Raw genomic sequence first — 23,691 nt, 5'->3', positions numbered from 1 at the left:
TCTCCCGCAATGTGACCCCGGCCTCCCCGTCGTTTTCCTGAAAGCCTGAGTGGATCTCCTGTCACGGCGGCACGGGCGCGTCGGCGAGGGCCGGATGCCGCGGGGCGAGGAAGACGGCGATGCCCGTTCCGCCGGGGGAGGGGTGGGTGACCTGGGACCAGCCCTGCCGCCGGTAGAAGGATATGGCGCGGGTCGACCGGACCGAGGTGAGCAGCCAGGAGCGGCCGTCGGGGGCGTCTTCGGTGACCGCCTGAAGCAGCCCGGCCGCGGGTCCGGTGCACCGGTCGTTGCGGCAGGACAGCTCGATGGCGCCGTTCCAGCCACGGCGGGTGAGGCTTAGCGGCGCGTGTAGGTGGAAACGACTATTCCCGAACGGTGTTGTCGCGGCGACGGTCGGCCGAACAGGGGAGGGGCCTCACATGGACGCGCCCTTGTATCTCAGGCCGCGGGTGGATCCGCCGCTCGCCTCGCTGCTGGGGGCCGGACCGTTTCTGCACTCGCTCGTCGACGCGCTGGGGTCTCCGCTCAACGTGCTGCTCCCCGAGGTCATCGCCGAGAACGCCGCGCGCTTCCGTGCCGTGCACCGCCGCCACCATCTCGCCGGGCGCGTGTACTTCGCGCACAAGGCGAATCGTTCCAGCGCGCTGCTGCGGAGACTGGCGGCGGAGGACGTGGCCGCCGTCGGTGTCGACGTCGCCTCGCTGGAGGAACTACGGCACGGACTGAGCTGCGGATTCACCGGTGACCGGATCATGGCCACCGGCCCCAAGGACACGGAGTTCCTGTGGCTGGCGGCCCGGGTGGGGGCGACGGTGAACCTGGACTCGATCAGCGAGCTGGAACAGCTCGCCGGCCTGGTGCGTGCGCACGGTCTCGGCCGGGCCACCGTACTGCTGCGCCTGTCCGGATTCGAGTCCTCCGCCGGTCCCGGGGGAGCGGCGGGCACACGGCTGCTGTCGCGGCGCAGCCGTTTCGGCACCCCGCTAAGGGACGCGGAGGCGCTGCTGTCGGCTCTCGTACGGAACGCGGACGCCGTCGGGATGACCGGTGTCGCCTACCACCTGGACACCACCGGCGTGGACGAGAAGGTCCGGGCCCTGGAACAGTGCGTGCTGTTCATGGACGAGTGCCGGGCACGTGGCCTGGCACCACGTGTCGTCGACATCGGCGGCGGGTTCGGAGTCGGCTACGTCGCCGAGGCCGGCGAGTGGGAACAGTGGACGACCGCGCTGAGCGAGGCGGTGCTCGGCCGACGCCCACCGCTGACCTGGCGCGGTCACGGCTACGGGCTGCGCAACGAGGGCGGCACGGTGCGCGGGACCGCGGCGCTGTACCCCGGCCACCGTCCCACCGCAGGCCCCGACTACCTCGACGAACTCCTCTCACTGCCCGCACCGGTCCTCGGCCGGCCGCCGGCCAACCTCCTCCTGGAACACCTCCACGACCTGTACATCGAACCCGGTCGTGCCCTGGTCGACCAGTGCGGGCTGTCGCTGGCGCGGGTGCTGGACGTGCGGCTCGCGGACACGGACTCCGGGCAGTACCTGGTCCGCCTCGGGATGAACGCGGGTGACATGAGCCTTGAGGAGCACGGCGTCCTCGTGGACCCCGTGCTGCTGCCGCGCGGGGAGCCGGACAAGGATGAGGAAGGACCGGTCGGCGTCTTCCTCGCCGGCAACCTGTGCCTGGAAGCCGATCTGATCACCCGCCGTCTGGTTCACCTTCCCGAACTGCCGCGCGTGGGCGATCTGCTGGCGTTCGCCAACACCGCCGGCTACGCGATGGACTTCCACGCGCACCGCGCGCAGCGACAGCCGCTCGCGAGAACGGTCGCGGTCGAGCGGCGAGGTGACTCCTGGCGCTGGTGCCTGGACGAGGACTACTGGCCGATCCCATCCCTGGGGGGAATGCCCGCATGAGGTACGACAGCATCACGGAGGCCATCGGCAACACACCGCTGGTGCGCATCGACCCCGCCGTGCACGGACTGCGCAACATCGACCTCTACGCCAAGCTGGAGATGCTCAACCCGTTCGGATCCGTCAAGGACCGGCCCGCCTGGCACATGGCCCGACCTCATGTGGAGGCCGCGGCCGGCGGCGACGGTACGGTCGTGGAACTCTCCAGCGGCAACACAGCCAAGGCCCTCGCCCTGCTGGCCGGCATGCACGGGCTGAAGTTCAAGAGCGTCACCAACCGGATGCGCGTCCCCGAGATCAAGGAACTGCTCCTGCTCCTGGGTGCCGAGATCGAGGAGCTTCCGGGGCGCAGCGAGTGTCTCGACCCGACCGACACGGACGATCCGCTGACCCACTTCCACCAGGCGCTCTCCGACCCTGACAGTACCTATCTGCACACCGACCAGTACTTCAACCCGCGCAACGTCGAGGCGCACGCGGCGGGCACCGGACCCGAGATAGTGAAGGACCTGGACGGGCGGGTGCCGGACTGGTTCATCGCCTGTGTGGGCACGGCCGGCTCGTCGACCGGTGTCGCCAGGGTCCTGCGCGAGCACGACCCGCAGGTGCGGGTCCTCGGCCTGGTCGCCCACAAGTCGGACTTCATACCCGGCATCCGCACGATCGACGAGGTCCACCAGGTCGGCCTGTTCGACCCGGCGACCTACGACACCGTCGAGTCGGTGACCTCCGACGAGGCCATCGACGGGATGATCACCCTCATCCGCCGCTGCGGACTGCTGTCGGGACCGACCGGAGGCGCCGCGTACCAGGGGGCGGTACGACATCTCCGGCATGCCGACGCCGAGTTGGAGGGCACCGCGCAACGCCGTACGGCGGTCTTCATCGTGTGCGACCGGGCCGAGAGCTACCTGAGCTATGTGCGCAGGCGCCGCCCGGAACTCCTCGGCCTGACGTACCGGGGAAACTCCGCCTCGGCCCTCACGGACGCCGAGATCCACGCGTCGGCCCGCGTCATCGATGTCGGCGACGCCCTGCGCTGGACCGCGGCGGGCGAGCCCCGGCCGCTCGTAGTCGACCTGCGCAGCCCGCACGCCTACGCCGCTCTGCAGATCGAGGGTTCGGTCAACATCGTCGACGAACTGTTCGAGGACCTGCTCCGGGGCGGGCTTCCCTTCAGTAAGCGGACGCCCGTGCTGCTGGCCTGTCCCGTCGGTGAGAGGTCGCTGCGTTACGCCGCCGTGCTGACCCGGATGGGGCACCCGGACGTCCGGAGCCTGGCCGGCGGAATCGTCGCCTGGCGGGACGCGGGCGCTCCGCTGGTGCGCGCATGAGCGCTAAGCAGCCGCTTCCTGACACGGAACAGGCCCCGGACCCGCTGTGGCAACGGGAGTTGAGGGAGCAGTTCCCGATCATCGGGGCTCATCCGGAGCTGGCGTACCTGGACAGCGCGGCGACGTCCCAGAAGCCGCGCGCCGTACTGGACGCCGTCCAGACCTACTTGACGACATCGAACGCCAACGCCGGCCGTGGAACCTACCCCTGGGCCAACCGGACCACGCGACTGGTGGAATCGACCCGGGAGCGGGTCAAGGAGTTCCTCCGCGATCCCGAACCGGAGCGCTCCGCCGTCCACTTCACCGGCGGCACCACCGACGGGCTGCGCACGATCGCCCGCGACTGGCTCGCCCCCTACCTGAGCGACGGAGACGAGATCCTCGTGCCGTTCGCCGACCACCGCGCCAATCTGGATCCCTGGCTCGAGACCGGGCGGCTGCTGGCCGAGCGCGGAATCGACGTGCGCGTACGGGCACTGCCGTACCAGGAGGTCTCCGGCGACTACGACCACCGCGCCCTCGGTGATCTCGTGGGCCCGCGCACCCGCTTCGTGGCCGCCACCCATGTCCACCACGTCTACGGCGGCGACATGAACGTGCACCGCATCCGCGCGGCGGTCGGTCCACGGGTTCCGATCTGCCTGGACGCCGCACAGAGCGTCGGCCATCTGCCCGTTCATCTCGACGACCCCTCCCTCGACGTCGACTTCGTGGTCTTCTCGGGACACAAGGCGATGGCCCTTCCCGGTACGGGGGTGGTGTGGGCCCGCAACACACGGGGCCCGACGTTCCGGCCGGGCGGCTGGCAGGGCACGCCGAACACGGTGGGCATCGTGTCCCTGCGCGCAGCGCTCGACTGGCTGCACGAGGCCGGCCCCGACCGGATCGGCCGCTGGACGACCGGCCTGGCCACCCGGCTGACCGATCGGCTGCGCGGCCTCGGCCCGTACGAGATCCTCGGCTGCCCCGCCAGCCTGGCCGCCGGCTCCGCACTCCCGGCCTCCCAGCGCCGGCACGGCATCGTGACCTTCCGGCACCGTGACATCCCGCCCGACGACCTGGGATTCATCCTGTACAGCCACGGATTCATGGTGCGGGCCGACAGCCTCTGCCAGGCGGGAGCGGGCGAGGGAGACGGGGCGGTGCGGGTGAGCCTGCACGTCTACAACACGGCGGAGGAGGTCGACCGCCTGCTGGCCGTCCTCGTGTCGCTGATATGAATGGCAAGTGATAACCGTTTCCACCTGTAGATTCGTGATGTCCACGGGCAGGTGAGAGACGGAAGAGGTGGCGCGCGGCATGGGCGTGAGCATGGCGACGGCCAGGGCGTGGGTCGAGCGCTGGGAACGGCAGCAGGAGCGGTACGCGCTGGACCGCGAGGAGCGGTTCACCGTGATCGCGGATGTCGTCGAGCACGTCACGGCCGGCCGGCCCCGCCCGCTCCTGCTCGACCTCGGCTGCGGCCCCGGCTCCCTGGCCGCTCGCCTCTCCGACCGCCTTCCGGACGCGGAGATCGTCGCCGCCGACATGGACCCCCTGCTGCTGGAGCTGGGACGAACCCATCACGCCGACGCCGCCCGCTATGTCGACACCGTCATCGGGGAGGAAGGCTGGGCCGACGCCCTCGGGCTGGAACGCCCCCTGGACGCCGCCGTCTCGACGACCGCCCTGCACTACCTCCCCGAACCGGTGCTGCTGCGCACATACCGCTGTCTCGCCGCACTGCTGCGCCCCGGCGGTGTCCTCGTCAACGGCGACCACTTCCCGCCGGACGGAGCACCGTGCTCGGACATCACCGCGTACGTGGCCCGCCGACGGGCGGAACGGACGGGCGGCCACCCCCAGGAGGACTGGCGGTCCTGGTGGGACGCGGCGGCCCGGGAACCGGAACTGGGTGACCTGTTCGACGAGCGCGAGCGGCGTCGGCCGGCCCATGGCGTCAGTGGGGGCGGCGGCCACCTGACGATGGGTCGCCATACCGAGCTGCTGCACCAGGCGGGCTTCAGCCATGTCACGCCGGTCTGGCAGTTCGGCGACAGTGCCGTGCTGGTGGCGGTCAGGGTGATCACGGGCGCGTGCGCGGGCTGATGAGCTGTCACACCCAGCAGCTGCCGGCCGTGCCGTACCGTGCCGTGCCGAAGCCGGTGTCCGCGGTGATCCGGCCTGCTCAGCCGCGTGCCGGGACGGCGATGACAGGGCAGCCGGCGTGGTGGAGCACGCCTTGGCTGACCGAGCCCAGCAGCATGCCCGCGAAGCCTCCCCGCCCCCGGGTCCCCACCACCAGGCCCAGCGCGTGCGACGAGGCCTCCGTGAGCACCTGGACCGGATGCCCGACGACCACTTCGTGGCGCAGCTCCACCTCGGGGAAACGGGTGTGCCGGCCCGCCACGATCTCGGAGAGCAGCCGGCGGCACTCCTGCTGCGGCTCGTGCTCGTCGAAGATCCTCAGCGGCCCCGGCTCCCAGGCCAGCACGGCCCGCAGCCCGGCGCCGCGCAGGGCCGCCTCCTCGAACGCCAAGTCGACCGCGGTGGTGGAGTGTTCGCTGCCGTCCACGCCGACGACGTAGTACCCGGGGTCCTCGGGGGTGTGTTCCGGCTCGGGGACGACCACCAGAGGACAGTGCGTATGGGCCATCACCGGGAGGGCGACCGACGCGGAGCCGAACACCTCCTGCCTCCGGCTCAGATGCCGTGATCCCAGCACGAGGGCGGTGGCGTCGCGGCTCTGCTCGCGCAGCACCCACACCGGGTCGCCCTCCGCCAGCAGAGCTTCCACCTCCAGACGGGGGTACCGGGCCGCGACGAAGTCCGTGGCCTCACCGAGCACTTGCCTCCCGGCCGTGTGCAGCGACTCGTTCCACTTCTCCCACGACGCCGGGACCTCGTGCCGCCGGTAGCCCCCGGTCGGCACGCCCTCGACATGCACCGGACGCAACGGCAGTCCCCGGCGGACGGCCTCTTCGGCCGCCCAGGCCACTGCCGTCCGGTGGGCCGGATCAGGGTCGACGCCCACGACGATCGGCCGGCGGTCACCGGGCCGGGACATGGCCGCCTCCGGTCGTTGCGGAGCCGGTGCCCGGTACGGCCCGGTCGTTGTTCCTCGCTGGTGCGGGAACGGACATCGCCCTCGCCTCCTCCCTGCGGTGGCGTGGAGAGGTGCCGCCGCTTCCATGGAAAGCCCTGGCAAGGGGGAGACGCCAGGGGCCATTGGTCCCCACGAGAGGCCGGGACCGGTTCGGGGCCCTTGACCCGGCGTGCGGTACCGGGTCATGCCGTCTGCGATGATCGGCCCGGTGGGCACCGGACCGGGCACATCCCCGGACGCGGACCTCGGGTTCCCCCGCATCCGCGCCACCGGCCGGCCCGCGCCGTTCAACCGGCACGCGCGCACCCCTCCACCGCCGCGACGCCTGACGCCAACCTGCCGCGAGGAGCACCATGAATCCCGGATCCACGGCTTTGGCGGCGGTGGGCACATCGCTGCTGGAGGACTTCTCCCTCGAGATGACGGGCAAGGACATCCCGAAACTGGAGGAAGCCCACCCCGCGATCCCGCCGGGCACCCGCATCAACATCACGTTCCTCGCCCACGAGGACCTGGCGACGCGTCTGGCGGCCGCCCGCGCGGTCGAGCGGCTCGGCTTCGTTCCGGTACCGCACATCTCCGCCCGCCGCCTGAGGTCACGGACCGATCTGGAACGGTTCCTGGCCGGTCTGCGCGACGACGGAACCGTGGAGAATGTGTTCGTCGTCGGTGGGGACCCCGTCCGTGCCGAAGGCCCCTACGAGGACGCCCTGGCCGTCATCCGCACCGGACTGCTCCAGCACTACGGGGTGCGCCACGCCGGGATCAGCGGCTACCCGGAAGGCCACCCGGCCATAGCGGACCACGTGCTGTGGTCCGCTATGGCGGACAAGCACGCGGCGCTGGGAGCACAGCGGTTGGCGGGCGACGTCATCACGCAGTTCGGCTTCGACGTCGACCCCGTGCTGGCCTGGCTGGAGGGGACACGCACGCGAGGCGTCGGCCTGCCGATCCGCATCGGTGTGCCCGGACCGGCCGGCATCAAGCGACTCATCACGTACGCCGCCCGCTTCGGCGTCGGCACCAGCGCCTCCATCACCAAGAAGTACGGCTTCTCCCTGACCAACCTCATGGGCACGGCCGGCCCCGACCGCTTCCTGCGCGCCCTGGCCGAGGGCTACGACGCCGGGCGTCACGGGGTGGTGAAGGTGCACTTCTACACCTTCGGCGGGATCGGAGCCACGTCGGAATGGATCGCCCGGTTCCGGGAGGAGGGGCTGACATGACAAGCACCCGGGGCAGCCCGACGCGCCCCGCCTGACGGCGGCATCATCGGTGGCGTGGGCGGCTTGCCCGTACGCGCTTCAGGGGCGTCGGTGGCCCCGACCTCCAGTACGGCGATGCTGCCGTAGCACTTGGCTCGTCCGGCTCAGCTCGACCGTGCCGGGGATGAGCGGATCCTGGCCGTCGTCATCGGACCCGCGCGGGCTCCGGCCCGCGCGGCAGCAGTGCCACGGCGAGTGCCGGCACGGCGGCGAGGAGCAGCCACGGCACGGCGGGCGAAAGCCCCATGTCGAGCAGGGATCCGGTGGCCGAGCTGCCGATGAGCACGATCAGGCCGGAGACGGAGGACAGCGCCCCCGTGTAGAGGCCGATGCGGCCCTCTTCGGCGAGGTCGGGCACCCACGCGCGGGCGGCGGGCACGATCAGCATCTGGCCGAGGGTGAGCAGGACGACGTACCCGGCGGCCGGCAGCAGACCCACGAGGCCCGTCCAGCCCGCCGGGCGCGCCGCCGCCACGACCGCGAACCCGGCAGCGACCAGCAGCAGCCCGGCGGCCATGGAGCGGCGCAGGCCGAGCCGGTCGCTCGCCCACCCGGTGACCGGGAGCTGCGCGATGACGACCAGCAGGGACGACAGGGCGAACAGCCAGGACAGCGGAGCCTGTGAACCCGTCGCTCGCTCCACCTCGTCCGGCAGGGCGAGGTAGAGCTGGTTGTAGGCGAGCAGGTAGCTCCCGTACGCGCAGCACAGCGCCAGGAAGCGGCGGTGGCGCAGCAACTCGCCTACTCCGCCCCCCTCCCGCGACCGCACTCGGCCGGGGATGTGCCGGGGCATCAGCCACGCGTGCCCCGCGAGGACGAGCACGAAGACCCCGGCGCCGGCGAGGCAGGCGGTGCGGAAGTCCACGGCGAGCAGCAGGCCGCCGAGCAACGGACCGACGAAGGCACCGGCCTGGCCCGCGGCGGAGAACAGGGCCAGGACCCTGGTGCGGGAGCCGTTGCCCTGGTCTTCCCACAGCACCGCCTGCCGCGCCACCTCCGACTCCACGGCCGGGGAGAACAGTGCGGCGGCGAAGCCGATCAGCAGCACCGCGCCGATGACCGCCCAGGTCTCCTCGGCGAACCCCAGCCAGACGAACCCGGCGATCCGCAGCACGCAGCCCACCAGGACGACCGGCCGCACGCCGTGCCGGTCGACGAGCCGCCCGCCGACCACGAACAGGCCCTGCTGGCTGAAGGTTCTGAGGCCCAGCACGAAGCCGACCGTCCAGCCCGCCATGCCGATGGCTGTGCCGAGATGGTCGGCGAGAAACGGCAGTACGGCGAAGAAACCGATGCTGAAGGCGAGTTGGGTCAGTATCAGCAGCCGCAGCAGTGGCGAGAGACGCTTCCGGGCGCGTTCGTGCGGCGGCCTGCCGCCGGTGCTGGGGCGCTTGGTCAGGAGGCGGGAGAACACGTCGGCCACCAAGAGGTCAAGTACGTCAGGGGACGTCGGCGCGGGAGGAGGTCAGGACAGTGGGCGGCTCGGCCCGCGGTGCGGCCGGTTCGGTCACGGCGGCCCGCGGGGCCGGGCGTTTCGGCCTCCGCACGGGCCGGGGCAGCCGTACCCCGCCCGCCGCCGTGACGGCCAGCGCGCCGAGCAGGGCGAGCACGGCGGCGGGCGCCAGGACCGCCCACGGCGCGCGTTCGACGTAGGGCTGGTTCTGGCGAGCAACAGGCCCCACTCGGCCCACCGGTGTCACTCCGGTCGTTCAGGCCCGAGGCAGTGGCGCGTCGAAGAAGTCGATTGCATAAAATCCCTGGATGCCAACCACCAGCCACCTCCTGCAAGGGCCGCGAGTGGCTGTTCGCCACGTCCGTCGCCAGGACTACGACGAGTTGACAGCGCTGGCTCAGGACAGCGCCGACATGCTCCACCGCTGGCTTGGTGCCCGCGACCACACGGAGGAGGCGTTCGACGCCTACCTCAAGCGGTTGGAACAGCCCACGCACGCAGGCTTCGTGATCTGCCTTCGCGACACCGACGCAATCGTCGGCGGCGCCAACATCAACAACATTGTCCGAGGCGCCCTCCAGAACGGAACCCTGGGCTACACCGCATACGCCTCCACGACCGGTCGCGGCTACATGACCGAAGGACTGTGGCTCGTCATCCAGCATGCCTTCGGCGAACTTGGGCTGCACCGGCTCGAGGCGAACATCCAGCCCGACAACACTGCCTCCCTGAAGCTGATCCAACGGCTGGGGTTCCAGCGCGAGGGCTACTCGACCGCCTTCCAGTTCATCAATGGCGAATGGAGAGACCACGAGCGCTGGGCCCTCACCGCAGAAATGGCAGGCACTGCCCAACAGCTCACGGAGCAGGACCAGTTCGCCTGAGAAGGTTCGAAATCAGCTCACGAGCTACCCTGACGGAGGTCTTCCGGGGTGGCGGCGTCGGCCAGGCGCTGCATGATCAGGGCGACGCACTGGCTTCGGGGTCGGCGCCTTGGTCAACAGGACATCCACGAACCGTCCCGGACACAGCACCAGGGCCCCTCTCACGCCGGCGTGGCGATGCCACCAGGAGGCCGGCGGAGCAGGTGCAGACAGACGACCGAGGCGACGACGGTCCGCCGTTCGGAGGCGTCCAGGCGAGGGTCCATCTCGACCACGTACTGCTGCAACCCGATCCACGAGTCGATGGTGCTCACCGTGACCCGGCCGAAGGTCTCCGGCGCCGGGCTCTCTTCCGGATCGGTCTCCGTGAGATGCCATTCGGCGTGCAGGAGACCCGGCCGCGTCAGAAGGAGTTGGCGTCCCTGCTCCGTCCGGAGGCTCAGCTGCCGGGTCTTGACGAGTCCACGGGCGCCGGCGGTGCCGGCCTCCCGGCCCTCGGCGTCGGTGAAGCGGAACTCCACCGGCCCGAACTGCTCGATGCCGACGATGAACTCGCCGGACGTTTTCGTGAGGACGGAGTACGTGTCGTCGGGGTCTTCACCTGCTGGCCCTCCAAGTCGGGTAAGTGAGCGTAACCATGTATGGGTGAGTGCCGTTGTCAGAGTGTGAATCTGACGGAATGGGCGAGGACGCAGGGCGTGCATCCGCAGACCGCGTATCGCTGGTTCCGTGAGGGGACGTTGCCGGTACCGGCTCAGAGGGTCGGGCCACGCACGATCCTGGTGAACATCGATACGAACGCCGGGCCTGAGGCCATTGGCGGTCTGGGACTGTATGCCCGCGTCTCCTCGCACGATCAGAAGGCCGATCTGGAACGCCAGGTCGCCCGGCTGTCGGCGTGGGCGGCGAGGGCCGGTCACCGAGTCGTTCGTGTTGAGACGGAGATCGCTTCCGGGATGAACGGCTGCCGTTCCAAGGCCCGGCGTCTGCTGGCCGACGCGCAGGTGACCTGCGTGGTGGTGGAGCACAAGGACCGGCTCGGCCGGATGAACGTCGAACTTGTCGAGGCCGCCTTGTCCGCGGCGGGCCGTCGTCTGCTGGTGCTGGACGACGGCGAGGTCGAGGACGACCTGGTGCGTGACATGGTGGAGGTGCTGACGTCGTTCTGCGCCCGCCTGTACGGCCGCCGCTCGGCAAAGAACCGGGCGAAGGCTGCGCTGGAGGCCGCCGAACGTGGCTGACCTGCGCTCGATCGATCCGCCATTCGTTGCTCCGGGTCCGTCCGGTGTCGCGGTCCGTACCCGGCTCAAGGCGATCACGGCTGAGGAGGAGAAGGTGCTCAGGCTGGTCGGTGACCACTTGGGGACGCTGGCCGGGCGTGACCTCAAGGCCCGCTGTGCGGCTGGTCTGGAGCACGACACCGACCAGTGGGCAGAGCGAAAGCGCACCCTGACGCTGGAGGCGTCGTCCCGCTGGGCCGGGAGCATCACCAAGGCCACCCACGACCAGTGGGCGCTGTCCCGCCGTGCCCAGCTCGCCCACATCCAGAACCTGGAGGCCGGTGTCCGTACGGTTGCGCACCGGCTGTCCCTCCAGGTCGGAGAGAAGGGCACAAAGCGGGCGCCAGGCGGATACCGGACGAAGCGGGAGTGGTTCGCCAAGTCCCGCCGCCTGCACGTGCTTGAGGACCGGCTGACTGCTGAGCGAGCCGACCGTGAGGCCGGGCGCGTCCGGGTGGTCCGCGGCGGCGCACGCCTGCTTGGCACCCGGCACAATCTCACGACCGCGAACCTGACCGAGGCCCGATGGCGTGAGCGTTGGCAGGCCGAGCGCCGGTTTCTCCAGGCGGACGGCGAGTCGGGCAAGCGGTTCGGGAACGAGACAATCCGCGTCACCCCTGACGGGGAGGTCAGCATCAAGCTGCCCGGCCCGCTGGCTCATCTGGCCAATGCCCCCTGCGGCCGGTACCTTCTCACCGGCACCGTGGTGTTCCACCACCGGGGCGACGAACGGGCCGACCGCGCCGCGGGCAACCGGGCGGTCGCCTACCGCATCCACGAAGACGTGCAGCGCGGCCGCTGGTACCTGACCGCCTCCTGGACCATCCCACCGGTCAAGACCGTTCCCCTGGCGCAGGCCCGCGCCAAAGGGCTGATCGGCGTGGACACCAACGCCGACCACCTGGCCGCCTGGCGGCTCGACCAGCACGGCAACCCCTGTGGTGAGCCCCGAAGGTTCTTCTTCGACCTCTCCGGCACCGCCAATCACCGTGACGCGCAGGCCCGGTACGCCCTCATCCGGCTCCTGCACTGGGCAGCCCGGCACAAACTCGCCATCGGCATCGAAAACCTGGACTTCAGCGCGGAGAAGACCAGGGAGAAACACGGCCGCCGCAAACGGTTCCGCAAGCTGATCTCCGGCATGCCCGTGAGCAAGCTGCGCGCCCGGCTCGTCAGCATGGCCGCCGAACTCGGCTTGACGATCATCTCCGTGGACCCCGCCTACACATCGATATGGGGCGCCCAGCACTGGCAAAAGCCCCTCACCAGCAACACCAGGAAGACCACCCGCCACGACGCGGCAGCCGTGGCGATCGGCAGGCGCGCCCTGGGGCACCCGGTCCGGCGACGGACGGCACCACCCCCGCACGACCAGAGCGATCGTGCGGGGCATCGGACCGTCCAGGCCCGACCAGGCGTCCCGGGGCGTGAGGAAACCCGCCCCTCCGTCCCCGGACAACGGGCACGACCCGCTGCACCGGACGTGAGAGCGAAAGCGGGAGACCAGTGTGCCCAACACCGTTCGGGGCACGCGGCTGAGCACGGGTCCTGGCAACAGGACTCACTCCCGCTCAGTCTTTAGGAACGGTACGTGACCCAGGCGAGCGGGGTCCCCTCCACGGTGGACACGGCCAGGGCGGGGCCCACGTATGTGCGCCACCGTGAACGCTTCGGCTGCCCCACCACAACGGCTTCCAGCTCGAACAGACCGGGTTCCGTCATCGGTCTTCCTCCCCCTGCCACGGCTTCCCCCTCGACCGAGTACGTCCAGGGTGACTGAGAACCGGCCCGACTCCCATCCCCCGGGCGGACATCGGCACCACGCAACGGCGCCACCCGGAACTCCCGGATGTTCGCGAGGATTTGACGACTGCGCCGCTACTCGCTCGCGCCGTACTGATTTGAGACGGGACTCGTGGATGCCGCGGCCCGGCTGGGTGGCACGGCCCCATAGGCTGAGCCCCCTGTCCGCACTGTCTGGGGGAGTAATGACCAGTAGGTTCACCGAGTTGGTTGTCGACTGCCACGATCCGGAGCGGCTCGCGGCCTTCTGCTGCGCGGTCCTGGGGTTCAGGGTGATCGACCGGAGCGAGGGCAACGTCGAGATCGGCTCCTGGGTGCCGACCGTCGAGGAGGTCCGGGCCCGCCAGATGCCGCCCACCCTGGTCTTTATCCGGGTGCCCGAGGGCAAGACTGTGAAGAACCGGCTTCACCTCGATGTCAGCCCGATCGACGGAAGTACCGAAGACGAGGTGGCCAGGCTGCTCGGCCTCGGCGCCGCCAAGGTGGACGTGGGCCAGGGCTCCGGCCGGAGCTGGGTGGTCATGGCCGACCCCGAGGGCAACGAGTTCGACGTCCTGCGCACCCTGGCACCGTCCACCTAGGTCCGTCTTCAAAGATCATCGGGTGGTGGATCATGGTGGAGTGATACGCCGCCATGAAGTCACCGATCAGGAGTGGCAGTTACTCGCTCCCCTGATACCGCGGGCCGCTACTGGCCGGCCGCGGGCGTCGGACCGGCAGGTCGTCAACGGGACGGTTTACAAGATCCGGACCGGGATCTCCTGGCGCGACCTGCCGGAACGCTACGGACCGTCGAAGACCGTCTACACCCGCTTCCGCCGCTACGCCCTGGCCGGTGTGTTCACCCAGGCCCTGCAGCAAATCCAGGCTCGTTCGGACGCGGCCAGTGACATCGACTGGCTCGTCCAGATCGACTCCACCATCGTCCGCGCCCACCAGCACGCCGCCGCTCGGCTGTCTCACCCCACGGAAATTCGTGGAGGTGAATGATGCGAGTGGTCGTCTTCGGCACTTTGGTTTGTGCAGGAGAAAAGTTCCTGGTAATGCCCGTGGCGCAGCCACCAGACTGACCTCATGGACACTGAGCCTGTCACCGGTGCGGGGACCCCCATGCAGCGGATCGATCGCTTCTGCACGCGCGTCTACCTCGGACTGCGCGAGCATCAACTCGCCCCGCAGGATGTGGTCGAGTTGGCCTGCGGACTGCTGGACTGGGGCCACTCCTGGGAGGCCGTGCGCGAGGTCGTGGAACGCGACCCCGCACAGGTGCCCGCATCGGAGATGGCCGACCTCGCCCGGCGGATCCTGGAGAAGACCGGGTTCGATCCCGGCTTCGACCTGGCCCCTGAGCGACTCGCGGTCCTGCGGCAGGCACTCCGCGTCGTCGCACGCGACCTGCCAACCGCCGGCATCGACGGCGAACCGCGGCTGGTGCTCCTGGAGGAATTCACGCCCGTGTCCGCCGGGATCGAACTTTCCGACGGCCGCCTCCTGGTCGGCGATGGGGGACTGCACGCATGCGCGGGCGACACACCTGCGGGTGCGGTGACGGCGGTCGCCGATCTCATCCAGGACGACCTCATGAAACAAACCTGGCAGGTCTGGCCGGTCTGCTCCGACCACCGGCTGGGCCTTCATGCTGCCACTCATCAGGGCGCGGCCGTGTGGTGGTGCGCAGGCGGCGACGAACACGCCGCCGCCCTCATCGGTGAGCTGGCGCACCACAGACGGTCAGTTCACTGAGAGAACGCCAGTGGCCGCCAAGTCGCCTACGGGAGACGGGAGATGATGCATCAGAGCCGGACCGGCTGCCAGTGGGCCCGTCCTACCGGACCTGCACGAGCACCCGGACCCCCCGCATCGTCGCCGTCTTCAACGAAACGACCGGACCACGTCAGTGGCTCTCCGCGACGGCTACGCGTCCTGACCGCAAGGATGTCCGCCCGCGTGCCGGGCTGCCGAGGGTGTGTGCGAGGGCGAGGAGGTTGTCGTCCGACACCACCCTCAGGCCGTACTCCGCGAGCAGTGCAGCCATCCGCTGCGGCTTCCACAGCGAGCGCCACGGCTCGCCCGATGTGACAAAACCGCCGAGCATGCGTGTCAGCAGCCGCCCCGCGGCCACCCTCGCCGACGGTGCCTGATAGTTGACGACGAGTGCACTGCCCGGGACCGTCCGGGCGGCGAGTGCGGCCACCGTGGCGTGCACCTCGTCGCGCGTGAGGTACGGGACGACGCCCTCCCACAGCCATGTCGTCGGCGCGGACGGGTCGTGCCCCGCGGCATCCAACGCCGCACCGAGATCGTCGACTGCGAAATCGACGGGCGTGAACCGCACGGAACGGGCGGTGGCCGGCAGCTCGGCGTGGTGGACATCGCCCTCGTCCGGCCCTCGGAGCACTGGGGCGGTCCCGGCGAGGCGGGCGCGCTTGTCTTGCTGGGAGGCCGGATGGTCGACCTCCCACACATCTGTCTGCGCGAGCTCGGGCAGACGCCACGCCCGCGTATCCAGGCCGGCGCCGAGGATCACGAGCTGGCCGGTCACACGGGCGCGCAGTGCCCTGTCGATCGCGACCGTCCGCGGCACGACCACCTCGGCGCACGCCCGCACACTCTCGTACGCGGTGCGCTCCCGCCAACCCTCCGGCGGAGTGTTCGCGCGTACCTGGTCCACGGTCGTGCGTTCCGCGACGCCCAGTAGCCCTACCGCCACCGGATCCGCGAACTGGTCCGTGGCAGCCCTCCCATGCGCGGCCGCTCGCCCCTGGCAGACCAGCACCGCCGTCCGGCTCGCCGCACGCCCGCTCTCGGTCATGGAGCCATATTCAACACCACGGGCAGGCCGAACTCGGAGTCGCTGTACGACGGCCCGGTCTTCCACCGGGTCATCGAGGGCTTCATGATCCAGGGCGGTGACCCCCTGGGGAACGGCACTGGCGGCCCCGCGTACAAGTTCGCGGCTACCGGGGTCGGCCGGTAGGACGTCGGCGAGGGTCTCGGCGGCGGCTCCGCAGTGGCCGGCTGCCGCTTACGCGGCAGCCGACCGGTTTGGCTCCGTCGGTCAGTGCTGGGGGTGCGGACGGGCGTGGAACATAGGCCGCCGCCGGGTGGCCGTGCCCGCGGCGAGATGGCCGATCTCGACGCGTGTCCTGATGGCGCGGAGCACCTCGGTCAGGCCCAGAACTATGGCCATGACGCCCACGACCAGGGTCAGCGTCGCGATTGTGGCGAACGGCATGATGATCATCACGACACCCGCCAGCGCTCCGATGACGCCGAAGGCCACGTGCCAGCCGCGCGCCGGCATCTCCGGAGCGGAGGCCGCCGCGGCTGTCTCAGTGGTGCCGCGCAGCAGCCAGCTGAAGCCGATCCACAGGGCGAGCAGCAGGATCGACTCCAGGGTGCCCCTGAAGGAGATCAGCCCCAGCAGAATGGCGACCGCACCGGTGATGAAATGCAGTACGCGAAGATGCCGGGGCACGTGCGTGCCGAAGGCGCCGGCCAGCTGGAAGACACCGGTGACCAGCAAGTAGATGCCGAAGAGCACGCCGGCGACCCGCAGCGTCGCGCCCGGCCAGGCCAGGGCGACGACGCCCAGGGCGATGGTGGCAAGGCCCATGGTGAGCATGATCTGCCAGCCCATGTTCGCCAGGGCCGTCATGCCTTCGGCCAGCGGACTCTCTTGCGGCTCGGTGCCGCGCACTTCTGGCTCGGTGCCGCGCGCCTGTGGCTCGGTGCCGCGCGCCTGTGGCTCGGTGCCGCGCGCTTCTGGCTCGGTGCCGCGCGGGGGAACGGGGCCAGGGCCCGGAGAATCGGAAGGAGATGTGGCACCGGAAGGAGATGTCATGACACCTACCTCCTCTTGGGAGCAGCGTGGTGACGTCAGTACACGTCCATCGTCACCCGGTCGGCCTCATGTTGCTCAGTGGAGACGGCAGGGGTTCGTGGCGCATGCGGTATGCCTCGTGCGAGCCGGCTGACCCTGCTCACCGGCACGGCAACGCTCCGTCGCCGCACTGGCCCTCTTCCTCGCCTCCGCCAGAGCCAGGTCGATCACAGGACGGAATGCGCAGTGCCCCAGGCCCAAGGGCGCCGGGCGAGCGTCGGGACGCTGTCCGTGCTGCGCTGGAAACATGCCTCAAGGACCGGCAGCGCCACTCGCGCCGATCCCGCCCGCGCCGGGGCCGGGCCCGATCGGGATCCGCCCCCTGTTCGCGCTGCGTGACGCGAGGCGGCGGTGGCCGTTCGCGGCACGCGCGGGGTTGTGCATGGGTGTGCCGGTCGTGATCGGCTGGGCCGCCGGCGACACCGCGGCCGGTCTCATGGCGACGATCGGTGGCTTCACCGCGTTGTACGGCAGCGCCCTGCCCTACCTCTGCCGTGCGGGCAGGCTCGCGCTCATCGCGGTGTCCCTGGCGTTCGCGGTCGGGATGGGCATATGGGCCGCCGCTGTCGTGTGGGTCGGTGTGCTCGTGGTCGCCCTCATCGCGATGGTGGCGACCCTGCTGTGCAACGCCCTGGCCGTCGGTCCACCCGGGGCCTACATGGTCGCCCTCGCCTGTGCCGCCGGCACCTCGATGCACGCGGAACACCTGGGCCCGTTGCACACCGGCCTGCTGGTGCTGGGGGGCGGTGGCTTCGCCTGGCTGGTCCACATGTCCGGCGCTCTGCTGTGGCCGCGGGGTCCGGAGAAGTCCGCGGTCGCGGCCGCCGGTGACGCGGTGGCGCGCTTCGCCCAGGCGGTGGGCACATCCCGGCAGGACACCGCCCGGCACTGGGCCGCCCTGGCCATGCACGAGTCATGGGCGGCGCTGGTCAGCTACCAGCCGATCCGCACCACCCCCGACAGCACGTTGCACAGGCTGCGCCGACTCAACCGCGAACTGCATCTGCTCTTCGCCGACGCCATGCGGGCCGCAGCCCGCGACGCACCCCTGGACCACGCCGTACCCGACCACGCACGACGACTCGCCGCTCAGGCCCAGCACCCTTCTCCGGCTGATTCCGCGGCCGGCGAGGAGGAACTCCCGCACGGCGGCCCCGGGCCGGCCGGTCTGGTGCGGCAAGCGCTCACGGCCGGGTCGGGACAGCTCCTCGTCACCCTGCGGGTCGGCGCCGCGGCCCTGGTGGCAGGAATGATCGGCGCGGCCCTGAGTCTGGACCACGCCTACTGGGCCATCGCAGCCGCGGTGCTGATGCTGCACCAGGGCTTCGACTGGGTCCGCACCGTGCAGCGCGGCCTGGAGCGTCTGGTCGGCACCTGGGTCGGGCTGATCCTCGCGCTGGGCGTGCTCACCGCGCATCCCACCGGACTGTGGCTCGCGCTGACCGTCGTGCTGCTGCAGTTCTCCATCGAGATGATCGTGGTGCGCAACTACGCCCTGGCCGTCGTCTTCATCACCGCCGTCGCGCTGACCATCGTGAGCGGCGGACAGCGCGTTTCCGGGCTCGGCGGCCTGCTGCTCGCCCGCGGCGTCGACACCGCGATCGGCTGCGCCGTGGCACTCGCGGTGTTCCTGGTGACGATGCGGGCCGGGGCCGCGGCACGCATCCCGGCGGCGATCGATCGCACCCTGGAAGCAGTCGGCGCCGTATCGGACCATCTGGCCGACGGCGCGGTCACCACCCCGGGTGCCTGGGCGGCCCGGCGCGATCTGCAGATGCGGGCCATCGGCGTACTCCAGGCCTACGACGCGAGTGTCAACTCCTCGGTCGTCCGGCGAAGTGACGCGGAGCTGATGTGGCCCACAGTGGTCGCCACCCAACGGCTGGCCTACCGGGTACTCGCCGCCTGCTGGGCGCTGGAGCAGGCCGGGAGCGGCAGTGAGGCGGCACGCGGGGCTTCCCGCCCGCTGTTCAGTGCCCACGGCGACGATCAGCTGCACCGAGCGCTCGCGGCCCTTGCCGGCGCGATCCGTACAGGGACCGCCCCGGCACCGCTCGGAGAGGTGCCGTCCTTCCTGTCCACCGAGCTGTCGACCTTGCACGAGTCCTTGGTCCAGACAGCCCCGGACAGCTGACCCGCCGCACCGCGGACAGGTACGCCGCACCGGTCTGTTCACAGGTGAGCGGGGCGAGCCGGGCCGTTCCGGTCGTGGCGTTCTGCAGGGTGCGCCCCGGTGAGGACGGCGCTCGGTGGTGCTGCCGATAGGCTGGGCCCGCGATGGGTGAGGACGAGGAGATCGAAGCCGGCGGCGACAGCGACAGCGTGGACGCGATGCTGGCCGAGTGGCGCAGCGAGTGGCCCGGACTGGACGTGTCGTCCAGCGAGGTCATCGCCCGCCTGCTGCGTGCGGCTCGGCTGCTGGAAGACCTGTTCGCGTCGGGGCTGCGCCGCCAGGGCGGCATGCCCATCGCCAACGTCGGGGACTTCGACCTGCTGCAGGCACTGCGCCGCGGCGGCCCTCCCTACGCGCTGACGCCCGGGCAGCTGCGTCAGGCGCTGATCGTGTCCTCCGCCGGCCTCACGGGCAGGCTCAACCGGCTGGAGCGGGAAGGCTGGATCGAGCGCGGTCCCTCCCCCGTCGACGGCAGAAGCACTCTGGTCCGTCTGTCGGAGGAGGGCCGGGCGAGTTTCGACCGCGCGGTGGAACGGCACTTCACACTGGAACGGGACGTGCTCTCCGTCCTGGAGCCCAAGGAACACGCTGAGGTGGCGGACGCCCTGCGCAAGATCCTGGTGTTCCTGGAGGCAGAGACTGGTTGACGGACCGGCCGGGTGACGTCAGGCAGCTCCCGCCGCCGAGCCGAGGAGCACCGCGATGCAGAGCCCGATGAGCCCGAGGGTGACCACGGCCATGGCGATGGCCGCCTCCCGAGTGAAGCGACGGTGGCGTGCCGCGTAGCGGGACTCGATCTGCTGTATGCGTTGCGAGATGTGGTGGGTGACCCGGTGGGCGTTCTCCACCTGCTCGCGGGCGTACGCCTCCTCGATCATGAGACGTTGGTCCGTGGTGAGGCCGGGCAGTTCCCAGGCGAAGTCCCGCGCCTTGCGGTGCGCCTCAAGGCGGTTGGCCTCCTGGTGCAGGTAGCCCTCGATCTGGTGCAGGCCGAGGGCGGCTTCATGGCCGGCGTCCATGGACGGCTCCTGAAGGTTCGAAGGGGGACCGGTCCGCTCAGCGTCGGCCGGTGGCCGTCGCCCGCTCCTCCTCGATGTCGTCACTGAGGGCGATCTCGGGGTGGGAGAGGCCGAAGGCGGGTGACTCGTTCCGTATGCGCGGCAGCTCTTCGAAGTTGTGGCGCGGCGGGGGACAGGAGGTCGCCCACTCCAGCGAACGGCCCCAGCCCCACGGATCGTTGACGGTGATGTGCCGGCCGTGTTTGGCGGTCTTCCAGACGTTGTGGAAGAACGGCAGGATCGACAGACCGAGCAGGAACGAGAAGACCGTCGACACGGTGTTCAGGGCGGTGAAGCCGTCGGCCGCCAGGTAGTCGGCGTACCGGCGCGGCATGCCCTCGGCGCCCAGCCAGTGCTGGACGAGGAAGGTGCCGTGGAAGCCGACGAACAGCAGCCAGAAGGTGATCTTGCCGAGGCGCTCGTCGAGCATCTTGCCGGTGAACTTCGGCCACCAGAAGTGGAATCCGGCGAACATCGCGAACACCACGGTGCCGAAGACGACGTAGTGGAAGTGCGCCACCACGAAGTACGAGTCCGTGACGTGGAAGTCCAGCGGAGGCGAGGCCAGGATCACGCCGGTCAGACCACCGAACAGGAAGGTGACCATGAAGCCGATGGACCACAGCATCGGCGTCTCGAAGCTCAGGGACCCCTTCCACATGGTGCCGATCCAGTTGAAGAACTTCACCCCGGTCGGAATCGCGATCAGGAAGGTCATGAAGGAGAAGAACGGCAGCAGCACTCCACCTGTCGCATACATGTGATGCGCCCACACCGTCACCGACAGGCCCGCGATCGCGATCGTCGCGCCGATCAGCCCCATGTAGCCGAAGATCGGCTTACGGGAGAAGACGGGGACCACCTCGGACACGATGCCGAAGAAGGGCAGCGCCAGGATGTACACCTCCGGGTGGCCGAAGAACCAGAAGAGGTGCTGCCACAGCAGCGCCCCGCCGTTGGAGGGGGCGAAGATCTGGGCGCCGAACTTCCGGTCGAACTCGAGCGCGAAGAGCGCGGCGGCGAGCACGGGGAAGGCCAGCAGCACCAGCACGCTGGTGAGTAGCACGTTCCAGGTGAAGATCGGCATGCGGAACATGGTCATGCCCGGCGCGCGCATGCAGACGATCGTGGTGATGAAGTTGACCGAGCCGAGGATGGTGCCGAAGCCCTGCATGGCCAGACCCATGATCCACAGGTCACTGCCGAGACCCGGCGAGTGGACCGTGTCGGACAGCGGGCTGTAGGCGAACCAGCCGAAGTCGGCGGCGCTCTGCGGCGTGAGGAAGCCGCCCACCGCGATCAGCGAGCCGAACAGGTACAGCCAGTAGGCAAGCATGTTGAGCCTCGGGAACGCCACGTCGGGCGCGCCGATCTGCAGCGGCATGATCCAGTTCGCGAAGCCGGAGAAGATCGGTGTGGCGAACATGAACAGCATCACGGTGCCGTGCATCGTGAAGGCCTGGTTGAACTGCTCGTTCGAGATGAGCTGTGTACCCGGACGGGCCAATTCGGCGCGCATGAGCAGTGCCAACAGGCCGCCGAAGCAGAAGAACGCGAACGAGGTGACCAGATAGAGGGTGCCGATCCTCTTGTGGTCGGTACTCGTCAGCCAGCCGACGACGGCCCGGCCGGACGAGCGATGTCGCGCCGGAACGGTCGCCCGCGGCGACGAGTCGGGCGGTGACAGGGCGGGCAGGGCCACGGCAATCCTCCATGCGTGCGAGACCTCCGGGCGTGCGCTGCTTGCACAGCGGCCCGGCCTCTCCCAAGGTATCTCGCTCGCGAGAGAAATAAATGCTGGAGGTGGGCGTTGGTGGTCGCGGCCCGGTGCCGGGCGTCTCTGGGGGGCGTAACGACTGAGTCTCCGAAGTTGAATTCCGCACTCCAAGGGTTGGCGCGAAAGCGTCCCCTCGTTATCGTTCACGCACTTCACTCAATCGTTCCGCTGAACGAATAACGAGAAGGACGGTCGGTTCATGCCCGACACCCACCACCTTGGACGGCGGTCGGTCCTCGCCGCGGGCGTCGCCTCCCTGGGCGCGTCCTGGCTGATGACCGGCTGCACGGGGGCCGCGTCCACCCCCGTCCTGCCCGCCGCCGCGCACACGGGCGCACCCGCCCGCGGCGGCACGCTGCGCATCGCGCGGCCGGCCGCATCCGACGCCGAGACACTGGATCCGGCCAGCTCCCTGTCGGCCTACGAATACCTGGGCGCCCTCTACAACCGGCTCGTCCGGATCGGCGCGGACGGCATGCTCGCCCCCGACCTCGCCGAGTCCTGGGAGCCCGACGACAAGGCCGCCACCTGGACCTTCCGCCTCCGCAAGGGCGTCACGTTCCACGACGGACGCGCCTTCACCGCCGCCGACGCGGCCTACACCCTGCGCCACATCCTCGACAAGGCGACGGCGTCACCGCAGGCCGCCGTCCTCGCCCCGCTCATCGACCCCGAGACGCTGCGCACCCCCGACCCCCACACGCTCGTGGTCCCGCTGAAGACCCCGAACGCGGAGTTCCCGAGCCTCCTGACGCACTACAACTGCTACGTCGTCCCCGACGGCAGCGCGAAGTCCATCGGCCGCACGGGCATCGGCACCGGCCCCTTCAAACTGGAGTCGTTCGCCCCGGCCGGACCCGGGCGCATCACCGCGTACCAGGACCACTGGGCGGGCCGCCCCGTACTCGACGCCATCGCCTTCTACTCGGTCGCCGACATGTCGGCCCGCTCGAACGCCCTGCTCGCGGGCCAGGTCGACCTGCTCTCCCAGACCAACCTCGACTTCGCGACCGCCCGCGTGGTCGCCGCCTCCGACCGGGCCACCGTCGCCCGGGTGAAGAACGCCCAGTGGTACGTGCTCCCGATGCTGACCACGGAGAAGCCCTTCACCGACGTCCGCGTGCGGCAGGCGATGAAGCTCGCCTACGACCCCGAGCACGTGGTGAAGGCGGCCCTGCAGGGCGCGGGCAGCGCCGGCTGGGACAACCCGGTGCCGCCCTCCGACCCCGTCCACATCTCCGCGCATCCCGAACACGATCCGGAGAAGGCGCGGCATCTGCTGAAGCAGGCGGGTCAGGAGGGACTCGCCGTCGACCTCTACACCTCCGCGTACGACCCGCTGTTCACGCCCATGGCCCTCGCCTACCGGGACTCGGCCGGGCGGGCCGGAATCCGCGTCCGGGTCAAGACCGCGTCCGCCGACTCGTACTACACGCAGATCTGGATGAAGAAGCCCCTCATGGCCACCTACTGGTTCACGGGCCGGCCCGTCGACCAGCTCTTCACCCAGATCTTCCGCAGCGGCTCCTCCTACAACGAGACCGCCTGGTCCGACAAGGACTTCGACGCTCTCCTCGATCGGGCCAGACGCGAGACCGACGACACCCTGCGCCACGACCTGTACGGCGAGGCGCAGACGATGGTGATCGAGAGGGGCGGGGCGATGACCCCCATGTTCGCCGACCGGCTCGTCGGCATCTCCCGCCAGGTGCGCGGATACGACGAGCACGGCTTCGAGTTCGACTACCTCGGCATCGGCCTGAAGGGAGCCTGA

At 70.1% G+C, this 23,691-nt stretch carries 22 protein-coding genes and 3 pseudogenes; 15 read left to right on the top strand and 10 right to left on the bottom strand.

Going from position 1 to position 23,691, the window contains the following annotated elements; translation table 11 throughout:
- Positions 1–61 precede the first annotated feature (61 nt).
- Positions 62–277: pseudogene (locus tag CG719_RS36355) on the bottom strand (GNAT family N-acetyltransferase); the annotation flags it as partial.
- Between the two features lie 142 nt (positions 278–419).
- Here CG719_RS36355 and CG719_RS12865 point away from each other — a divergent pair.
- From CG719_RS12865 to CG719_RS12850, 4 genes are all read left to right on the top strand, one after another.
- Positions 420–1,919, top strand: a complete 1,500-nt coding sequence (locus CG719_RS12865; RefSeq protein WP_100568719.1) for a Y4yA family PLP-dependent enzyme — start codon at positions 420–422, stop codon at positions 1,917–1,919.
- The gene (locus tag CG719_RS12860; RefSeq protein WP_100568718.1) at positions 1,916–3,253 is read left to right on the top strand and encodes a pyridoxal-phosphate dependent enzyme; all 1,338 of its coding nucleotides are present in this window, start codon (positions 1,916–1,918) and stop codon (positions 3,251–3,253) included. The genes CG719_RS12865 and CG719_RS12860 overlap by 4 nt, the downstream gene beginning before the upstream one ends.
- On the top strand, positions 3,250–4,476 hold the full coding sequence (locus CG719_RS12855; RefSeq protein WP_100568717.1) for an aminotransferase class V-fold PLP-dependent enzyme: 1,227 nt from the start codon (positions 3,250–3,252) through the stop codon (positions 4,474–4,476). The genes CG719_RS12860 and CG719_RS12855 overlap by 4 nt, the downstream gene beginning before the upstream one ends.
- A 79-nt stretch (positions 4,477–4,555) precedes the next feature.
- A complete protein-coding gene (locus tag CG719_RS12850; protein ID WP_100568716.1) occupies positions 4,556–5,344 on the top strand; it encodes a class I SAM-dependent methyltransferase in 789 nt (262 codons plus the stop codon).
- A 79-nt stretch (positions 5,345–5,423) separates the two neighbouring features.
- On the opposite strand, the gene CG719_RS12845 is transcribed toward CG719_RS12850, so the two are convergent.
- Complete coding sequence (locus CG719_RS12845; protein ID WP_100568715.1) at positions 5,424–6,302, bottom strand: universal stress protein; 879 nt, start codon at positions 6,300–6,302, stop codon at positions 5,424–5,426.
- Between the two features lie 392 nt (positions 6,303–6,694).
- Between CG719_RS12845 and CG719_RS12840 the strand changes: the two genes are divergently transcribed.
- Positions 6,695–7,567 carry a methylenetetrahydrofolate reductase gene (locus CG719_RS12840; RefSeq protein WP_199836621.1) on the top strand — a complete coding sequence of 291 codons (873 nt, stop codon included), beginning with the start codon at positions 6,695–6,697 and terminating at the stop codon, positions 7,565–7,567.
- 184 nt (positions 7,568–7,751) lie between these two features.
- Here the strand turns inward: CG719_RS12840 and CG719_RS12835 are convergent, their stop codons facing one another.
- Positions 7,752–9,005, bottom strand: coding sequence for an MDR family MFS transporter (locus CG719_RS12835; protein ID WP_234375563.1), 1,254 nt, complete (start codon positions 9,003–9,005; stop codon positions 7,752–7,754).
- Between the two features lie 40 nt (positions 9,006–9,045).
- Positions 9,046–9,290 (bottom strand): annotated as a pseudogene (locus CG719_RS36350) (ABC transporter permease subunit); the annotation flags it as partial.
- 77 nt (positions 9,291–9,367) lie between these two features.
- Between CG719_RS36350 and CG719_RS12825 the strand changes: the two are divergent.
- Complete coding sequence (locus tag CG719_RS12825; RefSeq protein WP_100568713.1) at positions 9,368–9,943, top strand: GNAT family N-acetyltransferase; 576 nt, start codon at positions 9,368–9,370, stop codon at positions 9,941–9,943.
- Between the two features lie 161 nt (positions 9,944–10,104).
- Here the strand turns inward: CG719_RS12825 and CG719_RS12820 are convergent, their stop codons facing one another.
- Complete coding sequence (locus tag CG719_RS12820; protein WP_199836620.1) at positions 10,105–10,464, bottom strand: hypothetical protein; 360 nt, start codon at positions 10,462–10,464, stop codon at positions 10,105–10,107.
- A 144-nt stretch (positions 10,465–10,608) separates the two neighbouring features.
- On the opposite strand from CG719_RS12820, the gene CG719_RS12815 reads away from it, so the two are divergent.
- Positions 10,609–11,184 (top strand): IS607 family transposase, encoded by a 576-nt coding sequence (locus tag CG719_RS12815; protein WP_100568712.1) that lies wholly within the window; start codon positions 10,609–10,611, stop codon positions 11,182–11,184.
- Positions 11,177–12,805 carry an IS200/IS605 family element transposase accessory protein TnpB gene (locus CG719_RS12810; protein ID WP_107488226.1) on the top strand — a complete coding sequence of 543 codons (1,629 nt, stop codon included), beginning with the start codon at positions 11,177–11,179 and terminating at the stop codon, positions 12,803–12,805. Before CG719_RS12815 ends, CG719_RS12810 begins: the two co-directional genes overlap by 8 nt.
- Here the strand turns inward: CG719_RS12810 and CG719_RS35380 are convergent.
- Positions 12,802–12,945, bottom strand: coding sequence for a hypothetical protein (locus tag CG719_RS35380; RefSeq protein ID WP_159024864.1), 144 nt, complete (start codon positions 12,943–12,945; stop codon positions 12,802–12,804). The genes CG719_RS12810 and CG719_RS35380 overlap by 4 nt on opposite strands.
- Positions 12,946–13,211: 266 nt before the next feature.
- On the opposite strand from CG719_RS35380, the gene CG719_RS12805 reads away from it, so the two are divergent.
- The 3 genes from CG719_RS12805 to CG719_RS12795 all read left to right on the top strand — a co-directional run bounded on the left by CG719_RS12805 (position 13,212) and on the right by CG719_RS12795 (position 14,769).
- Entirely contained in the window at positions 13,212–13,607 is a 396-nt protein-coding gene (locus tag CG719_RS12805) for a VOC family protein (RefSeq protein WP_100568711.1), read from the top strand.
- Between the two features lie 40 nt (positions 13,608–13,647).
- A complete protein-coding gene (locus CG719_RS12800; RefSeq protein ID WP_159024863.1) occupies positions 13,648–14,016 on the top strand; it encodes an IS5 family transposase in 369 nt (122 codons plus the stop codon).
- Between the two features lie 84 nt (positions 14,017–14,100).
- Positions 14,101–14,769, top strand: a complete 669-nt coding sequence (locus tag CG719_RS12795; protein ID WP_234375546.1) for a hypothetical protein — start codon at positions 14,101–14,103, stop codon at positions 14,767–14,769.
- A 151-nt stretch (positions 14,770–14,920) separates the two neighbouring features.
- Here the strand turns inward: CG719_RS12795 and CG719_RS12790 are convergent, their stop codons facing one another.
- A complete protein-coding gene (locus CG719_RS12790) occupies positions 14,921–15,838 on the bottom strand; it encodes a class I SAM-dependent methyltransferase (RefSeq protein ID WP_100568708.1) in 918 nt (305 codons plus the stop codon).
- A 39-nt stretch (positions 15,839–15,877) separates the two neighbouring features.
- Between CG719_RS12790 and CG719_RS36345 the strand changes: the two are divergent.
- Positions 15,878–15,982 (top strand): annotated as a pseudogene (locus CG719_RS36345) (peptidylprolyl isomerase); the annotation flags it as partial.
- 102 nt (positions 15,983–16,084) lie between these two features.
- Here the strand turns inward: CG719_RS36345 and CG719_RS12780 are convergent.
- Positions 16,085–16,684, bottom strand: a complete 600-nt coding sequence (locus CG719_RS12780; RefSeq protein WP_442802726.1) for an HdeD family acid-resistance protein — start codon at positions 16,682–16,684, stop codon at positions 16,085–16,087.
- A gap of 607 nt (positions 16,685–17,291) precedes the next feature.
- Here CG719_RS12780 and CG719_RS12775 point away from each other — a divergent pair.
- Entirely contained in the window at positions 17,292–19,043 is a 1,752-nt protein-coding gene (locus CG719_RS12775; RefSeq protein WP_100568706.1) for an FUSC family protein, read from the top strand.
- Positions 19,044–19,186: 143 nt separating this feature from the next.
- Positions 19,187–19,729: a MarR family winged helix-turn-helix transcriptional regulator gene (locus CG719_RS12770; protein ID WP_100568705.1), complete on the top strand. Its 543-nt coding sequence runs from the start codon at positions 19,187–19,189 to the stop codon at positions 19,727–19,729.
- Positions 19,730–19,747: 18 nt separating this feature from the next.
- Here CG719_RS12770 and CG719_RS12765 read toward each other — a convergent pair whose 3' ends face one another.
- Both CG719_RS12765 and ctaD read right to left on the bottom strand, forming a co-directional pair.
- Positions 19,748–20,101 carry a hypothetical protein gene (locus CG719_RS12765; RefSeq protein WP_100568704.1) on the bottom strand — a complete coding sequence of 118 codons (354 nt, stop codon included), beginning with the start codon at positions 20,099–20,101 and terminating at the stop codon, positions 19,748–19,750.
- Positions 20,102–20,138: 37 nt separating this feature from the next.
- Positions 20,139–21,827 carry an aa3-type cytochrome oxidase subunit I gene (gene ctaD / locus CG719_RS12760; protein WP_442802725.1) on the bottom strand — a complete coding sequence of 563 codons (1,689 nt, stop codon included), beginning with the start codon at positions 21,825–21,827 and terminating at the stop codon, positions 20,139–20,141.
- 289 nt (positions 21,828–22,116) lie between these two features.
- Between ctaD and CG719_RS12755 the strand changes: the two genes are divergently transcribed.
- Positions 22,117–23,691: an ABC transporter substrate-binding protein gene (locus tag CG719_RS12755; protein ID WP_100568702.1), complete on the top strand. Its 1,575-nt coding sequence runs from the start codon at positions 22,117–22,119 to the stop codon at positions 23,689–23,691.

Origin of the sequence: Streptomyces sp. CB01373 (genome assembly GCF_002803075.1) — a bacterium.
In the GTDB taxonomy this organism is placed as follows: Bacteria; Actinomycetota; Actinomycetes; order Streptomycetales; family Streptomycetaceae; genus Streptomyces.
This window is presented reverse-complemented; position numbering and strand designations above follow the sequence as displayed.

Coding starts and splice junctions, on each gene's coding strand:
- CG719_RS12865 (WP_100568719.1), top strand. CDS start 420: ATGGACGCGCCCTTGTATCTCAGGCCGCGGGTGGATCCGCCGCTCGCC.
- CG719_RS12860 (WP_100568718.1), top strand. CDS start 1,916: ATGAGGTACGACAGCATCACGGAGGCCATCGGCAACACACCGCTGGTG.
- CG719_RS12855 (WP_100568717.1), top strand. CDS start 3,250: ATGAGCGCTAAGCAGCCGCTTCCTGACACGGAACAGGCCCCGGACCCG.
- CG719_RS12850 (WP_100568716.1), top strand. CDS start 4,556: ATGGGCGTGAGCATGGCGACGGCCAGGGCGTGGGTCGAGCGCTGGGAA.
- CG719_RS12845 (WP_100568715.1), bottom strand. CDS start 6,302: ATGTCCCGGCCCGGTGACCGCCGGCCGATCGTCGTGGGCGTCGACCCT.
- CG719_RS12840 (WP_199836621.1), top strand. CDS start 6,695: ATGAATCCCGGATCCACGGCTTTGGCGGCGGTGGGCACATCGCTGCTG.
- CG719_RS12825 (WP_100568713.1), top strand. CDS start 9,368: ATGCCAACCACCAGCCACCTCCTGCAAGGGCCGCGAGTGGCTGTTCGC.
- CG719_RS35380 (WP_159024864.1), bottom strand. CDS start 12,945: ATGACGGAACCCGGTCTGTTCGAGCTGGAAGCCGTTGTGGTGGGGCAG.
- CG719_RS12805 (WP_100568711.1), top strand. CDS start 13,212: ATGACCAGTAGGTTCACCGAGTTGGTTGTCGACTGCCACGATCCGGAG.
- CG719_RS12795 (WP_234375546.1), top strand. CDS start 14,101: ATGGACACTGAGCCTGTCACCGGTGCGGGGACCCCCATGCAGCGGATC.
- CG719_RS12790 (WP_100568708.1), bottom strand. CDS start 15,838: ATGACCGAGAGCGGGCGTGCGGCGAGCCGGACGGCGGTGCTGGTCTGC.
- CG719_RS12780 (WP_442802726.1), bottom strand. CDS start 16,684: ATGACGGCCCTGGCGAACATGGGCTGGCAGATCATGCTCACCATGGGC.
- CG719_RS12775 (WP_100568706.1), top strand. CDS start 17,292: ATGGGTGTGCCGGTCGTGATCGGCTGGGCCGCCGGCGACACCGCGGCC.
- CG719_RS12770 (WP_100568705.1), top strand. CDS start 19,187: ATGGGTGAGGACGAGGAGATCGAAGCCGGCGGCGACAGCGACAGCGTG.
- CG719_RS12765 (WP_100568704.1), bottom strand. CDS start 20,101: ATGGACGCCGGCCATGAAGCCGCCCTCGGCCTGCACCAGATCGAGGGC.
- CG719_RS12755 (WP_100568702.1), top strand. CDS start 22,117: ATGCCCGACACCCACCACCTTGGACGGCGGTCGGTCCTCGCCGCGGGC.